The sequence below is a fragment of the Tatumella sp. JGM94 genome, from assembly GCF_018257595.1.
Classification (GTDB): domain Bacteria; phylum Pseudomonadota; class Gammaproteobacteria; order Enterobacterales; family Enterobacteriaceae; genus Tatumella; species Tatumella punctata.
Window position 1 is genome coordinate 52,342 of sequence record NZ_JAERJN010000010.1, and the last position, 14,513, is coordinate 66,854.

Annotated in this window: 11 protein-coding genes and 1 tRNA gene; 5 read left to right on the forward strand and 7 right to left on the reverse strand. The window is 50.2% G+C overall.

Annotated elements, in window-relative coordinates; translation table 11 throughout:
• Positions 1-465: 465 nt before the first annotated feature.
• Positions 466-693, reverse strand: a complete 228-nt coding sequence (locus JK216_RS08990; RefSeq protein ID WP_212711556.1) for a YgdI/YgdR family lipoprotein — start codon at positions 691-693, stop codon at positions 466-468.
• Between the two features lie 193 nt (positions 694-886).
• Between JK216_RS08990 and csdA the strand changes: the two genes are divergently transcribed.
• The gene (csdA, locus tag JK216_RS08995) at positions 887-2,089 is read left to right on the forward strand and encodes a cysteine desulfurase CsdA (RefSeq protein WP_212707747.1); all 1,203 of its coding nucleotides are present in this window, start codon (positions 887-889) and stop codon (positions 2,087-2,089) included.
• 4 nt (positions 2,090-2,093) lie between these two features.
• On the forward strand, positions 2,094-2,534 hold the full coding sequence (gene csdE / locus JK216_RS09000) for a cysteine desulfurase sulfur acceptor subunit CsdE (protein WP_212711555.1): 441 nt from the start codon (positions 2,094-2,096) through the stop codon (positions 2,532-2,534).
• Between the two features lie 7 nt (positions 2,535-2,541).
• Here csdE and tcdA read toward each other — a convergent pair whose 3' ends face one another.
• Positions 2,542-3,366, reverse strand: a complete 825-nt coding sequence (tcdA, locus tag JK216_RS09005; RefSeq protein WP_212707745.1) for a tRNA cyclic N6-threonylcarbamoyladenosine(37) synthase TcdA — start codon at positions 3,364-3,366, stop codon at positions 2,542-2,544.
• 87 nt (positions 3,367-3,453) lie between these two features.
• Positions 3,454-4,554, reverse strand: a complete 1,101-nt coding sequence (mltA, locus tag JK216_RS09010; protein WP_212707744.1) for a murein transglycosylase A — start codon at positions 4,552-4,554, stop codon at positions 3,454-3,456.
• A 200-nt stretch (positions 4,555-4,754) separates the two neighbouring features.
• Between mltA and JK216_RS09015 the strand changes: the two genes are divergently transcribed.
• Positions 4,755-4,831 (forward strand) — tRNA-Met (locus tag JK216_RS09015).
• An 84-nt stretch (positions 4,832-4,915) separates the two neighbouring features.
• Here JK216_RS09015 and argS read toward each other — a convergent pair.
• The 3 genes from argS to adiA form a co-directional block, all read right to left on the reverse strand.
• Positions 4,916-6,661 carry an arginine--tRNA ligase gene (gene argS, locus JK216_RS09020; protein WP_212711554.1) on the reverse strand — a complete coding sequence of 582 codons (1,746 nt, stop codon included), beginning with the start codon at positions 6,659-6,661 and terminating at the stop codon, positions 4,916-4,918.
• A gap of 75 nt (positions 6,662-6,736) precedes the next feature.
• Positions 6,737-7,204: a transcriptional regulator ArgR gene (gene argR, locus JK216_RS09025; RefSeq protein WP_343876692.1), complete on the reverse strand. Its 468-nt coding sequence runs from the start codon at positions 7,202-7,204 to the stop codon at positions 6,737-6,739.
• Positions 7,205-7,579: 375 nt separating this feature from the next.
• Complete coding sequence (adiA, locus tag JK216_RS09030; RefSeq protein WP_212707741.1) at positions 7,580-9,865, reverse strand: arginine decarboxylase; 2,286 nt, start codon at positions 9,863-9,865, stop codon at positions 7,580-7,582.
• Positions 9,866-10,355: 490 nt separating this feature from the next.
• Here adiA and potE point away from each other — a divergent pair, with 490 nt between their 5' ends.
• Positions 10,356-11,681 carry a putrescine-ornithine antiporter gene (potE, locus tag JK216_RS09035; RefSeq protein ID WP_212707740.1) on the forward strand — a complete coding sequence of 442 codons (1,326 nt, stop codon included), beginning with the start codon at positions 10,356-10,358 and terminating at the stop codon, positions 11,679-11,681.
• A gap of 45 nt (positions 11,682-11,726) precedes the next feature.
• Here the strand turns inward: potE and JK216_RS09040 are convergent, their stop codons facing one another.
• Entirely contained in the window at positions 11,727-12,944 is a 1,218-nt protein-coding gene (locus JK216_RS09040; protein WP_212710391.1) for an N-acetylmuramoyl-L-alanine amidase, read from the reverse strand.
• 229 nt (positions 12,945-13,173) lie between these two features.
• Between JK216_RS09040 and argA the strand changes: the two genes are divergently transcribed.
• Positions 13,174-14,502, forward strand: a complete 1,329-nt coding sequence (gene argA, locus JK216_RS09045) for an amino-acid N-acetyltransferase (RefSeq protein WP_212707738.1) — start codon at positions 13,174-13,176, stop codon at positions 14,500-14,502.
• The last annotated feature ends 11 nt before the right edge of the window (positions 14,503-14,513 follow it).

Here is a 14,513-nt window from a genome sequence, read left to right on the forward strand (position 1 = left end):
CACTTTCCTGAGCCGGAACGGAAAGCATTCAGTCTCTGTCAGACCGCTTGCTTTTGGCTTTGGGTGGTGATGTTGTGTTTGCATTTGGTCTGTTTTTCAGACCTGTTTATTTCCTGTGATATACCCTGTCTGTCCATAGTTTATATTTTTTACAGCACCGCTTTATGCGGTGTTTTTTTTTGCCTGAAATTCCCCTGGCGGCATATCCCACTGGCAGGCAATAAAAATTCAGTATTTTTGATTAGCCAATCACACAACGACAGATAACAATCGTTTGCGCGGCATGTAAACGCATTTTTGGATAGATTTATTTAATGAATATCCGGACAGTGATTGCAGAAAAAGAGGGGCTGCGCCGGTAATATTCCGAGGAAAAATTCGCGGATAAAAAAGACCGGCGGGGGGAGCGACAGTCTCAGAAAAACAGAGCAGCCGCCGGTGACACCACGGCTGCGACCACCAGGGTTACTGGCCGACCCTGCTCATCTCTTTTACATCAGCACGGTTAATCTGTTGCTGATGACCATTACTGTCTTTATAAACCATCATACCGGTATCATCATCAAGCACCGGTTTCCCCTGAGCCACCAGGTTACGGCCATCACTGGTATGCATAATGTAATTAGAAGAACAACCGGCCAGAGTGAACACAAGCGCTGAAATAACGAAAACTGCTGCGACTGGCTTTTTCATTTATTATCTCCTTAAGAGTATCTTACACTGTCAGCCATTATTTCATGGTACGACCTGACTGTTGATCGCGATCAGCACTGTCATCCTGTAGTGACAACAGTCGGCTACATAAAGCATATGACAAACCGGGCAACTTGCCAGTCAGCGGCCCGGTTTTCAGCCTTATCTTAAATTTATCGGACAAGAGTACGTTATGAATGGTTTTAACCCTGCGGACTTCCGCCGCCAGTTCCCGGCGCTGGACAAAGATGAAATTTATCTGGACAGTGCTGCGACAGCCCTGAAACCACTGGCAATGATCAACGCCAGTACCGCATTTTACCAGAGTGCCGGTACCGTCCATCGCAGCCAGCACAGCGGAGCCCGCAGGATGACCAGGCGCTATGAAAATACCCGCCAGCAGGTTGCAGAGTGGCTGAATGCCGGAGCGACACAACAAATCATCTGGACCCGTGGCACCACAGAATCCATTAATCTGGTCGCAAATAGCTGGCTGGCCGGGCAATTGCAGCCCGGCGACGAAATACTGGTCAGTGAAATGGAACATCACGCGAACCTTATTCCGTGGCTGATGGTGGCCGCAGCCCGCGGCGCAAAAGTGGTCAAATGGCCGGTCACCTCTGCCGGTTTACCCCGTTATGACCTGCTGCCGGCACTGCTGAATGCACGCACCCGGTTACTGGCCGTCAGCCAGATGTCAAATGTCACCGGTGTTATGCCGGACCTGGAAAAAATCACCCGGCTGGCGCAGGCGGCCGGCGTAAAAGTACTGGTTGATGGTGCCCAGGGCGTGGTACATCAGCCCCCTGACTTACAGGCATTGCCGATTGATTTCTATGTTTTTTCTGCCCATAAAATGTACGGCCCGACCGGGCTGGGTGTCCTGTTTGCCAGAGAACAGCGGCTGCAGGAGATGACCCCTTCGGTCGGCGGGGGAAAAATGATCGAGCAGGTCAGTTTTGACGGCTTCACCGCGCGGCCGGCCCCCTGGGGCTTTGAAGCAGGCACCCCCAATATTGCCGGGGTGTATGCCTTCGCTGCAACCCTCGATTTCTTATCCGCACTCGACCATCAGGCTGCCGAACACTGGAGCCGTGCACTGGCAGAGGCGGCAGAAACACAGCTGGCAGCGCTGCCGGGATTCCGCAGTTTCCGCCAGCATAACGCACCGCTGCTCTCCTTTACGGTGCAGGGGATCCATGCATCTGATCTGGTCACCTTACTGGCCGAGCAGCAGATTGCCCTGCGTGCCGGCCAGCATTGTGCCGCACCGCTGATGACCGCGCTGCATACTGAAGGTACCGTACGCGCGTCATTTGCCCCTTATAATAATCAGCAGGATGTCAGCGCGCTGGTTCGTGCAGTCAGTACTGCTGTTCAGCTACTAAGTGAGTAACTTTATGTCCCCTGTGATTGCCCCGCATCCGTTTGCCACAGAAATCACCGCCGCACAGTTAGCTGAGCAGTTTTCTGCATTCAGCCACTGGGAAGAACGTTACCGGCAGTTGATCCTGCTGAGTAAAAAATTACCCGCACTACCGGAAGAGCTGAAACAACCTGAGATTGAAATTTCCGGCTGTGAAAACCGTGTCTGGCTCGGCAACCAGTTACTGGATAATGGCCGCTTTCATTTTTACGGTGACAGTGAGGGGCGGATCGTCAAAGGACTGCTGGCCGTGTTACTGACGGAGTGCGAAGGGAAAACAGCCAGTGAACTGGCTGTGCTTGATCCGTTACAGATATTTGAGCGGCTGGGCCTGAAAAACCAGCTAAGTGCCAGCCGCAGCAGCGGACTGGATGCTCTGGCCGCCGCCATCCGTCTGAGGGCTGCCACCGCCTGATACCCGCTTATTCCTGTGCTGCCACGGCAGCCAGCTGACGCTGTTTACGGGCAATATACTTTTTCAGGGCATGGGAAACAGCAATAAAACCAAAGCTGGCTGTAACCATGGTTGCTGCCCCGAAACCCGAGGCACAATCCATGCGCTTCGGGCCTTCCGCTGTACTGCGCGAGGCACATACGCTGCCGTCCGGTTGCGGGTAGACCAGCGCTTCGGTGGAAAACACACAGTCTATTCCCAGCTTACCCTTGCTGTTTTTGACTATTGAGAAATCAGATTTCAGCCGTTCACGCAGTTTGGCTGCCAGCGGATCCTGAATGGTTTTCGCCAGGTCGGCCACCGCAATCTGTGTCGGGTCAGTCTGGCCGCCCGCACCACCGGTGGTGATCAGCGGTATTTTGTGACGACGGCAATAGGCCAGTAAGGCAGCCTTTGGTCTGACACTGTCAATCGCATCAATGACATAATCAAACCCGTCACCGATTAACTGTGCAACATTATCCGGCGTCACAAAATCATCCACACACACAACCTCACACTGCGGGTTAATCTGCCGGATACGCTCCGCCATCACCTCCGTTTTAGACTGACCGGTATTACCGCGCAATGCATGAATTTGCCGGTTGGTATTTGTCACACACACATCATCCATATCGATCAATGTCAGGCTGCCGATACCCGTGCGGGCTAATGCCTCAGCCGCCCATGACCCGACGCCACCAATACCGATAACGCAAAAACGAGCCTCAGCAAAAAAATTCAGCGCCTGCTCACCATACAGGCGGCCAGTACCGCCAAAACGCTGGCGCCAGGCCTCGGTAACTTCCGGCATAGATCCTCTTTCTGTTCATTTTACTTTCTGCCGCCGGGCAACACCGCCCGGCGGATAATCGGCTGACCGGCCCCGCAGCGGGATCCGTTAGCGGGTCAGCACACCTGTCCCCGGGGCTGATTTTAACACCCAGACGCGGCCATAGTGATTATAAAAACCGGCAAGATGTGCCGCTTCCGGCCCAATCCCCTGATAAATATCGAAATGCTGTCCTTTTATCGCCCCGCCGACATCCAGCGCCACCATCAGCCGCATCTGGTAAGTGCCGTTAAATTTCCCTTTATCATTCAGTTGCGGGATCTCCGCCAGTAACACAGTACCGGGCGGGATAAGGGAGCGGTCGGAAGCCACCGAGGCTTTAGCAATCAACGGTACCGCGCTGGCGCCCCGCACCGGGGTATATTCTTCGGGTTTAAAAAACACAAACGACGGATTTGTTTCAAGCAAAGCACGCACTTGCGGGTAGGAATGGTTCTGAGCCCACTCGCGGATCGCCTGCATCGACATATCTTCACGCTTTACTTCGCCGCGATCGATCAGTTCTTTACCGATACTGTGGTAGCCCCAGCCATTTTTACCGGCATAGCCGAAAAAGGTCAGTGGCCGGCCATCACCGTAATCAACGTAACCACTGCCCTGCACATCCATCATAAAGTTATCAATTAATGAATTACTCCACGCAATCACGTAACGTGAACTGATAGCTCCGTTATAAATTTCAGCACGGCTGGGTAATTTATATCCGCGTTTCCGCGGCGGCATACGATAGATCGGGTACTGGAATTCACCCTGTCGGGTATAACGGGCTTCGATCACTGGCGTATAGTAGCCCGTAAACTGCACGTTACCGTAATTATCCATCCCCTCCATCTGCCAGGCATTTACCCCGAACTGACGTAATTGCCGGGTATTTCCTCCGGCCGCCAGCCAGTTCTCAATCGCCTGGTAAGTCCCGAGATTACGGTTAAATAATCCGCCGGATGCCAGCTGGATCTGCCGGACCTGCTCGGCAAAATCACGGGCATTGACCGGTATCCCTTTGGCATTAGGCTGATTCACTAATGCAAACGGCTGTTCCAGTATTCCGTCTTTATACTGCTGACCTCGATCAGTGGGTTTTGAAGAACATCCGGCTAATATGGCCAGAAATGCCCCTGTCACTGCATATTTCGCCCAGTTTCCTTTCATTACGCTGCCTTCAATAGATAATCTGAGGCGAAGATAGCAGAGGGATGATAATAATTAAATCATCCGTCCGGCCGGTGCCGGGGATTTACATAAAAAAACAAAAAGTGCCGGAAAATTCAGCAGCCCGCGGTTTTTTTTACGGTTTTTCTGCAAAATGGGTTGCATCAGAGGCCATGAAGAGTATAGTGCGCATCCACGGACGCGGGGTGGAGCAGCCTGGTAGCTCGTCGGGCTCATAACCCGAAGGTCGTCGGTTCAAATCCGGCCCCCGCAACCAATACTAAGAAAGCTTATCAAATCATATTTGATAAGCTTTTTTTTGGTCTGCAATATAGCAGGCCTGACGGCCTGCGGTTAAACATTACATTCTTTGCGGCGCTTTTAACCCCAGGGTCTCCATCCCCTGACGTAATACCCGCCCGGTAAGCGCGGCCAGCGCCAGACGGCTTTGCCGTTCCGCCGGATGATCATGGCTGAGGATCGGTGAACTGGCATAAAAACCAGAGAACAGCGACGCCAGTTCATACAGGTAATTACACATAATATTCGGCATCCCCTCTTTCGCCACCGCCAGCAGCGCCTCTTCAAACTGCAGCAGTTTCACTGTCAGGGAACGTTCAGTTGCCGAGCTGAACAGCAGATCGCCTGATAAAGTCGTGGCCAGCGGATGACTGCTTTCCGCTTTGCGTAATATCGAACTGATACGTGCGCAGGCATACTGAATATAAGGGGCCGTATTCCCTTCAAAGCTGAGCATGGTATCCCAGTCAAACACATAGTCGGTGATACGGTTTTTCGACAGATCGGCGTATTTTACCGCCCCAATCCCTATCACTTCTGAAAGCTCCGTCAGCTCTGCTGCCGATAAGTCGGGGGATTTTTCGCTGACCAGTTTATGAGCACGCACCACCGCTTCTTCCAGTAACTCTGCCAGCCGTATGGTTCCCCCTTCACGGGTTTTAAAGGGTTTACCCTCTTTGTCCAGCATCATACCGAACTTATGGTGCTCCAGGCTGACCTGCGGGGGAACATAACCGGCACGGCGCACAATTTCCCAGGCCATCATTAAATGCTGGTGTTGCCGGGCATCAATATAGTAAAGGATCCGGTCAGCGTGCAGGGCCTGATAACGGTATTTGGCACAGGCAATATCCGTGGTGGTGTACAGGTATCCGCCATCCTGCTTACGGACAATAACCCCCATCGGTTCTCCCTGCTTATTACGGTAACTGTCCAGAAAAACCATAACCGTCTCTTGTTCGGCGGTGGCAATCCCCCGCTCCAGCAGATCATCCACAATCTCCGGCAGCATATCGTTATAAGCACTTTCGCCGCGGATATCTTTGCGCTGTAACGATACCCCTAACCGGTCATAGTTCTTCTGGTTCTGGGCCATGGAGATATCCACCAGCTTATGCCACATCCGGCGGCAATATTCATCGCCCTGCTGTAATTTCACCACATAACTGCGGGCTTTCAGGGCAAAGGCCGGATCCTCATCGTAGCGTTTTTTCGCCGCACGATAAAAACCCTCCAGATCAGACAGCGAAATATTTCCGTCGTTTTCGGCCAGTTCCAGATAAGTGATCAGCATCCCGAACTGGGTTCCCCAGTCACCAATATGATTAACCCGGGTCACCTTATGACCGAGAAATTCCAGAGTTCTGACACTGGCATCACCGATAATGGTCGAACGTAAATGCCCGACGTGCATCTCTTTAGCGACATTCGGTGAAGAATAATCCACCACCACATGTTGTGCCGGTTGTCTGGCCACCCCTGAACGCGGATCATTAAATGCCAGCTCTGCCTGCTCCAGTAACCAGCGATCATTAAGAAACAGATTAATAAACCCGGGGTGAACGGCCTCTGCCCGGGCAATAATATGCCGGTACTGTGAATTATTCATCAGCTCGCCGGCAACCCGTTGCGCTAATTTCAGCGGGTCCGTTGCCTGTGATTTGGCAATTGCCATCATACTGTCTATCTGATAATCACCATATTCTGGCCTGGCTGAAGGACGGGCTGAAACCGGCTTATCTGTGGTTATATGACATTGTGTCATTGCCTGTCTGACTTTTTCAGCCAGAATATATTTTATATCCATAAATCACCTTCATATAAGTTGACCACAGAAAATATAATCCATTATTTATTCACTGAATACGGATAGTTATTTCCATTATCCGTCGGAATTAAGAATACTGACCACTGACTGATGTAACTGCTGAGAATTAATACCAATTACAGGAACGACAAAAATAGTATCATCACCGGCAACTGTACCTAATATTCCATCAGATTTACCACAGGAATCAAGTAACCGGGCAATCAGGGGAGCCGCTCCGGGCACCGTATGGGCAACGACCATCCAGTCATTGGTTTCAACACTCAGAACTGAGCTTTTCAGGGTAGTTTTTGCCGTGGGAATACCCCGTTCGGCGGGCAGACAATAAACCATTTCCATCCGCGCATTACGGGTGCGTACCGCGCCATAGCTGGTCAGCATACGGGAAACTTTGGACTGGTTAATATGTTCAAAGCCATTGGCAGTCAGATAATCGACAAATTCGGCCTGAGAGCCAAATCGTTCCTCTCTTAATAGCTGCTGAAATGCTTTATCGAGGTCTAAATGTTTAATGTTTTTTATGATATCGGCCATGGTGTTTCTCTGAATTAATTAATACATAGGGAACATTATTGTTGTGCGCACAGAAATACCATTTCCGGCCAGAATATTCCCGATAAATATTCATATACTAATCATTCATTGACTTTAATCATGTATCTCAGCGGCTATAGCATTATATGTACAGAAGCCGCACAAATAAATACATCCGATAACTTTTAATGACAAACATACTGATCTAAGAAGTTCTTATATAAATAACCCTGAACATTTATAAATGAATAATTATTTTTACGTCCTGAGAATAAAAAGGCAGCAAAGTTTCCCCTGCTGCCCGATGCTAAGTACAGATAATATCGCTGTACTTATAAATACTGAATGCTCAGAACCGTAGCGTTATACTGCCTTGACGCACATGACGTGATAAACACCCTGCTCTTTTTCGGCACCTTCCGTTTCATGTTCAAAGCCCGGGAAGGCATCATCCCATGCCTGTAACGCCTGCAGGTAAGCGATCTGCGGACTGTTTTTATCACCGAAGTTTTCACCGGACATCAGCATCGGAATTCCTGGCGGATAAGGGATTACCGAGTTCGCGGCAGTACGGCCCGCCAGATCATAGATGGATACCAGTTCAGTATTGTCTCTGACCAGCTGGGTATAAGCATCACGTGGCAGCATATCCATCTGCGGCAGAGTTGAATAGGCTTTATTCAGCTGTTCGCTCGGATTATGGGTTTTCAGGAAACTAATCATCCGCTGACCCAGTTGCTGCATGGTCATCGTGCCATACAATTCAGGATCTGTTTCGACCAGTCCCGGTAAAACTTCAGATAACAATGCATCAGCATCATAATGTTTTTTGAACGAAATCAGGCTGTTCATCAGAGTTGCCCATTTACCTTTGGTCACCCCCATAGAGAACAGGAACATGACCTGGAAATCGGTGGTCCGGGTAGGCACAATCCCGAGACTGGACAGATAAGCAGTAACCAGCGCGGCCGGGACACCATTATCCTGCAGGCTGCCATCGCCGTTCAGGCCCGGTGTCAGCAGACTGACTTTCACCGGATCCAGCATCACCCAGTTTTCATCCAGATCATTAAACCCGTGCCAGCTGTCCTGCGGATCCAGGGTCCAGCACGACTGCTCTTTCACCAGTAACTCTTCCGGTGCATCCGCAAACGCATAGCGGTTGCCGGTCCGCGGACAGGTTACCGTCTCAGCGTTCCACGGTTTAAAGAACCAGTCATTATTCTGCTCTGCGTCACGGTAAGCACGGGCCACTGCCTGACGGAACTCAACGGCTTCTTCAATAACTTCGGTGGTTAAATTAACCCCCTGATTACCTTCCATCATCGCTGCTGCCACATCGTTAGACGCCGCAATAGAATACAGCGGTGAGGTGGTGGCATGCATCATATACGCCTGGCTGAACTGAGCCGGTTTCACATTACCGCGCCCTTCACGGATATGAATATAAGACGCCTGAGAAAGTGCATTCAGTAATTTATGGGTCGAGTGAGTGGCAAAAATTGTTGGCTGATCGGCCGTATGTGCCGCTTTATCACCACGCATTGCATGGAAGCTTTTATAAATCGGGTTAAAGCGGGAATAACCGAACCAGGCTTCATCATAGTGAATACGGTCACAGCTCTGCCCCAGCAGGTGCTGAATAGTATCACCGTTATAGATAAGACCGTCGTAGGTACAGTTAGTCACCACACTGTACACCGGACGCGGGTTAGCCGCGTGACTGGCAAACCGGTTCTGTTTAATTTGTGCCTGTAATGCTTGCGGCTGCATCTGTGCTTTCGGGATAGGTCCGATAATGCCGTAAGCATTCCGGGTCGGTGTCATATATACCGGATGAACACCGGTTAACATTAATCCCTGTTCAATGGACTTATGGCTGTTACGGTCACAGATAGCAATATCCTGATCGGTACAGCAAGCCTGCATTATGGTACGGTTAGCCCCGGACGTCCCGACGACCAGTGAATAAGAGCGGTCGGCACCAAATACACCGGCAATATATTTTTCACTGTCACCAAAAGCCCCCGTATGATCCAGCATCGAGCCAAGACACGCCCTTTCAATACCCATATCGGTACGGAAGATATTCTCACCGTAGAAATCAAAGAATTTACGGCCCACCGGCGTTTTACAGAAGCCAATACCGCCCTGATGTCCCGGCGCTGACCATGAATATTCTTTCTCTTTGGCATATTTCATCATTGCCGCCATCAGTGGCGGCATAATGACTTTTTCATAGCGGGCGACGGCGGACTGTAAACGGCCGACAATAAAGTCAGTGGTATCGTCCAGAACCAGGAACGTTTCGCTGACATCACCCATCACTTCCGCTGTGACTGATGCATTATCCTGGTGAGAATTAATCAGCAGAAATGCGGGGGCTTTTTCGTGACGGATACGTAACTGTTTTAAAAATGCAGTAATTTCTGCACTTTTCTCCGGAGCCCACTCCAGCATCACGCAGTCGACCGGGGCGGTGGAGCTGACATAGTTAGTGGCTTCAGCATAGTTGGCAGAGAATCTGACCTGCTCCCCTTTGCTAAACAACGACGTGGTGATTTTTTCGACAGTTTGCTCTATCGGCGTCAGTGGTGTTGTGGTGCTTATAGCCTTATTCACAACCACTAAATAGTTTTTATCACACATAAGATCCTCATTATTATACTTTGTATAAATGATCAGGGCGGATATTACTTATTATAAAAGTAAGCAATAAATGTTCAGATACCTGGTGAAAGAGAGATTATCAATAAACTCACTGACCTGATGAAGAGGAAATTAAACTATAGACTTTATTTTTTCCAGCCTATTTTTTGCCGAAAAAAAATATTTAAATAGTCATTCAAATGGTCTGTTTTTTAATATCAATGATTCGCAGAAGATAAAACAAAAAACACAATAAAAACAAACCATTAGAATATAGATTTATCAAAAGATGATATCTGAATATTTATATAAAAATAATTTTTTAGGGTTATTTCTTGATATTGATCAATTTTAATTTCCGGTAATTGCCTTTACTTTATAGCCAGCAAAAAGCTAATTAATAAAACAACCATCAATATTTAAATTCACAATAAATGAATTTAAATATTGATAATAAATCTGCCGGATTACATTAAACCAGGAGAATGTTATGGCTTCAAATTCCAGGAAAATGGGGGTCGTTGACCTGACCGTTCTCGTGGCCGTAAATATGATGGGCTCAGGTATTATCATGCTGCCCGCCAGCCTTGCGGAAACGGGTGCAATTTCCATTTTATCGTGGGCAGTTACTGTCGTCGGTGCGATGTGTATCGCCTATACCTTCGCCAAATGTGGTGCACTGTGCCGCCGCTCAGGCGGGATGTCCGCTTATGCCGCAGAAGCCCACGGAAAATCGGCCTTCTTTATTGCCTCTTATACCTACTATATTTGTCTGGTTATCAGTTGTGTGGCTATTGCTGTCTCCGCTGCGGGTTATATGGCTCCGTTTGCCCCCTGGATCAAAAGTTCACCGGTGCATACCTTCCTGACAGTTGTCGCCATCCTGGTCGTCACTATGGTTGCTAACTTTAAAGGGCCTAAAATCACCGGTAAAATCTCGAACATTACTATCTGGGGTATCATTATTCCGGTTGCCGGGCTGTCTGTACTCGGCTGGTTCTGGTTCGATCCGGCTATCTTCAGTGCGGCCTGGAACCCTCATTCCATGTCTACCGGTGGTGCTATCTCTTCAGGTATCTCACTGACTCTGTGGGCTTTCCTCGGTGTTGAATCGGCAGGGGCTAACTCTGATGCGGTAGAAAATCCGGAACGTAATGTCCCGCTGGCATGTCTGTTTGGTACCGGGTTTGCCGCTATTGTTTATATCGCCTCCACCACAGTTATTCAGGGGATTGTCCCGAATGCACAACTGGTAACCTCCGATGCTCCTTTCGGGCTGGTATTCTCAATGATGTTTACCCCGCTGGTAGGTCAGATTATTACCGCACTGGCGGTTATTGCCTGTATCGGTTCCCTGCTGGGCTGGCAGTTCACCAATGCGCAGGTATCGAAATCTGCGGCCGATGATAAATTATTCCCGCAGGTATTCGCTAAAGTCAGCAAAAGCGATGCGCCTGTTGCCGGTATGCTGATTATGCTGGTACTGGAGTTGTTACTGGCTTCCATGACTATTTCGCCTAACCTGCTGAAACAGTTCAACATGCTGTTAAACCTGGCGGTATTTATTAATATGGTGCCTTACGTATTATCCATGACCGGTTTGCAGGTAATGATGCAGAAAAACCATGTGACGAAATCTCAGTACCGGGTTGCCTCCATCGTCAGTACTTTCGCCGTGCTGTACAGTATCTACGGTGTGTATTCCTGCGGTGTGGAAGCCGTTTTCGGCGGCACTATTATCACCCTGCTGGGCTATATCTTTTACGGATTCCTCGCCGGACGGGATGCCGGAGATAAGGTGAAATCCGCCGTCTGATTGTGCCCTTCATATTTTCCTCTGCCACTGGCAGAGGAAAATGCCTTAAACGTTCCGCCTCTCTGCCAGATAATCTTTAATTCCCCCGACAATCGCCTCTGCCACCTGCTGCTGATAACCTGCTGTGCGCAGTTTTTTCTCTTCCTGCGGATGGCTGATAAATGCCGTTTCTACCAGTACAGACGGAATATCCGGTGCTTTTAATACGGCAAACCCGGCCTGATCGACCTGTTGTTTATGCAGACGGGTTATTTTCCCCATATGCCGCAGCATATGCTGCCCCAGTTTAAGGCTGTCGCTGATGGTCCGGCGTTGCAGCATATCGAACAGGGTACGATCCAGGTAAAGGTCACCACTGAGATTAACCCCGCCAATACTGTCCGAGGCATTCTGACTGTCCGCCAGAAAGCGGGCAGCGGCCGAAGTGGCCCCGCGGGTTGATAAGGCAAATACGGAAGCGCCGTTGGCGGCAGGACGGGTAAAAGAATCAGCATGAATGGATATCAACATATCGGCTTTCAGGCGCTGAGCTTTGGCCACACGGACCTGCAGCGGAATAAAAACATCATCACTGCGGGTCATAAAGGCGGTCATCAGTGGCTGTTTATCTATCAGTTTTTTCAGACGGCGGCTGATACTCAGTACAATATCTTTCTCACGGGTGCCCGCTTTGCCACGCGCGCCCGGATCCTCCCCGCCATGGCCGGGATCGATCATCACGATCAGCGGACGATCGCGGCCAGCTTTACCCGGCGCTGGCGGCGTCACGGCTTCGCCGGCGGAATAACGGGCAAGAAAGGCGGTCAGCGGGTCACCGTCGGTATTGAGGCCGGAATAAAGATCGACCACCAGCCGGTGCTTAAAATCAGCAACCGGGGTAAGGGCAAATATTTTCGGCGTGACCTGCTGCTTCAGCACCAGCACAATGCGTAGCGTCGTGGCCGTAAACTGTCCGGCCCTCACTTCACGCAGATACGGGTCGGTACTGCTGACGCTGCCGGCCGCCTGTTTCACCACCTGGTTCAGTTGCACATCTTCAATATCCACCACCAGACGTTCAGGATCATTCAGCCTGAACTGGCGATAACGTAATGGCCCGCTCGATTCAAGGGTAACCCGTGTATAGGCTGATGACGGCCAGATACGCACCGCAATCATCACCGGCCCTGCCGCACCGCGGGTACGGGTAACTGCCAGTAAGGCTGATACGGCAGTGGCCTGTAATAACCGGCGACGGCTGAAAAACGGATATTCTGCTGACATAGACATCCTGTCCATAGGGTTAAAAAGAGAACAAACAGTGGCTGGTGAAAGAAAACAATTTTGCTTAACGGCCGGTACAATATTTACGGAACTCCATGATAATGAAGTTTATTACCTGGTTTGGCACGATTAAATTGGTAAAAAAACGTCAGTTTCAGCCCTTGCAAATCCCTCCGGAAAAGAATAAAAATACATAAAAACCGAATAACAATTCACTCCGGAGTGTGCCGTGAAGGAACGTAGTACCGAATTAGTGCAGGGGTTTCGTCATACGGTCCCGTATATTAATGCCCATCGTGGCAAGACCTTTGTCATTATGCTGGGTGGTGAAGCCATCGAGCATGACAACTTTTCCGGTATTGTGAACGATATCGGCTTACTGCATAGCCTGGGTATTCGCCTGGTGCTGGTCTACGGCGCACGTCCGCAAATTGATGCCAACCTGGCCGACCATCAGATAGCCCCCCGGTATCACAAACACACCCGTGTCACCGATGCTGCCTCCCTGGAACTGGTAAAACAGGCCGCAGGCCGGCTGCAACTGGAAATCACTGCCCGCCTTTCCATGAGTCTCGGTAATACGCCTTTGCAGGGCGCCCATATTAATGTTGTCAGCGGCAATTTTGTGATTGCTCAGCCGCTGGGCGTCGATGACGGGGTCGACTACTGCCATTCAGGACGTATCCGCCGCATTGATCATCAGGCGATTCACCGTCAGCTGGATAACGATGCCATTGTGTTAATCGGCCCGGTCGCCGTGTCGGTCACCGGAGAAAGTTTTAACCTGCCATCAGAAGAAATTGCCACTCAGGTGGCGATAAAGCTGAAAGCCGAAAAAATGATCGGTTTCTGCTCCGGACAGGGGGTCGCCGACGAGGCAGGTAACATTGTCTCTGAAATGTTCCCGAATCAGGCACAGCAACGGATTGATGCTTTTGAACAGCAGGGCAACTATCTGTCCGGTACCGTACGTTTTTTACGGGGGGCAGTACAGGCCTGCCGCAGTGGTATTCGCCGCAGTCATCTGATCAGCTATCAGGAAGACGGTGCCCTGTTACAGGAGCTGTTCTCACGCGATGGGATCGGGACTCAGGTTGTTATGGAATCTGCTGAACAGATCCGTAAAGCGACGATCGATGATATCGGTGGCATCCTGGATCTGATCCAGCCGCTTGAGCAGCAAGGGATCCTCGTGCGCCGCTCACGGGAACAACTGGAAATGGAGATTAATAAATTCACCGTCGTGGTACGCGATAATCTGACCATCGCCTGTGCGGCACTCTATCCTTTCGCCGATGAAATGATTGGTGAAATGGCCTGTGTGGCGGTGCATCCGGAATACCGCAGTTCTTCGCGCGGCGACCTGCTGTTACAGCACATCTGCCTGCAGGCAAGAATGGCGGGGCTCCGGAAAATTTTTGTCCTGACCACCCGCAGCATCCACTGGTTCCAGGAGCGGGGTTTTGTGCCGGTCGATATCGACTCTTTACCGGAAACCAAAAAGAAAATGTACAACTATCAGCGGCGCTCCAAAGTACTGATGCTGAGCCTGACCTGATACCTTAACTC

Coding starts and splice junctions, on each gene's coding strand:
- argS (WP_212711554.1), bottom strand. CDS start 6,661: ATGGATATAAAATATATTCTGGCTGAAAAAGTCAGACAGGCAATGACA.
- tcdA (WP_212707745.1), bottom strand. CDS start 3,366: ATGCCGGAAGTTACCGAGGCCTGGCGCCAGCGTTTTGGCGGTACTGGC.
- mltA (WP_212707744.1), bottom strand. CDS start 4,554: ATGAAAGGAAACTGGGCGAAATATGCAGTGACAGGGGCATTTCTGGCC.
- JK216_RS09040 (WP_212710391.1), bottom strand. CDS start 12,944: ATGTCAGCAGAATATCCGTTTTTCAGCCGTCGCCGGTTATTACAGGCC.
- adiA (WP_212707741.1), bottom strand. CDS start 9,865: ATGTGTGATAAAAACTATTTAGTGGTTGTGAATAAGGCTATAAGCACC.
- potE (WP_212707740.1), top strand. CDS start 10,356: ATGGCTTCAAATTCCAGGAAAATGGGGGTCGTTGACCTGACCGTTCTC.
- JK216_RS08990 (WP_212711556.1), bottom strand. CDS start 693: ATGAAAAAGCCAGTCGCAGCAGTTTTCGTTATTTCAGCGCTTGTGTTC.
- csdA (WP_212707747.1), top strand. CDS start 887: ATGAATGGTTTTAACCCTGCGGACTTCCGCCGCCAGTTCCCGGCGCTG.
- csdE (WP_212711555.1), top strand. CDS start 2,094: ATGTCCCCTGTGATTGCCCCGCATCCGTTTGCCACAGAAATCACCGCC.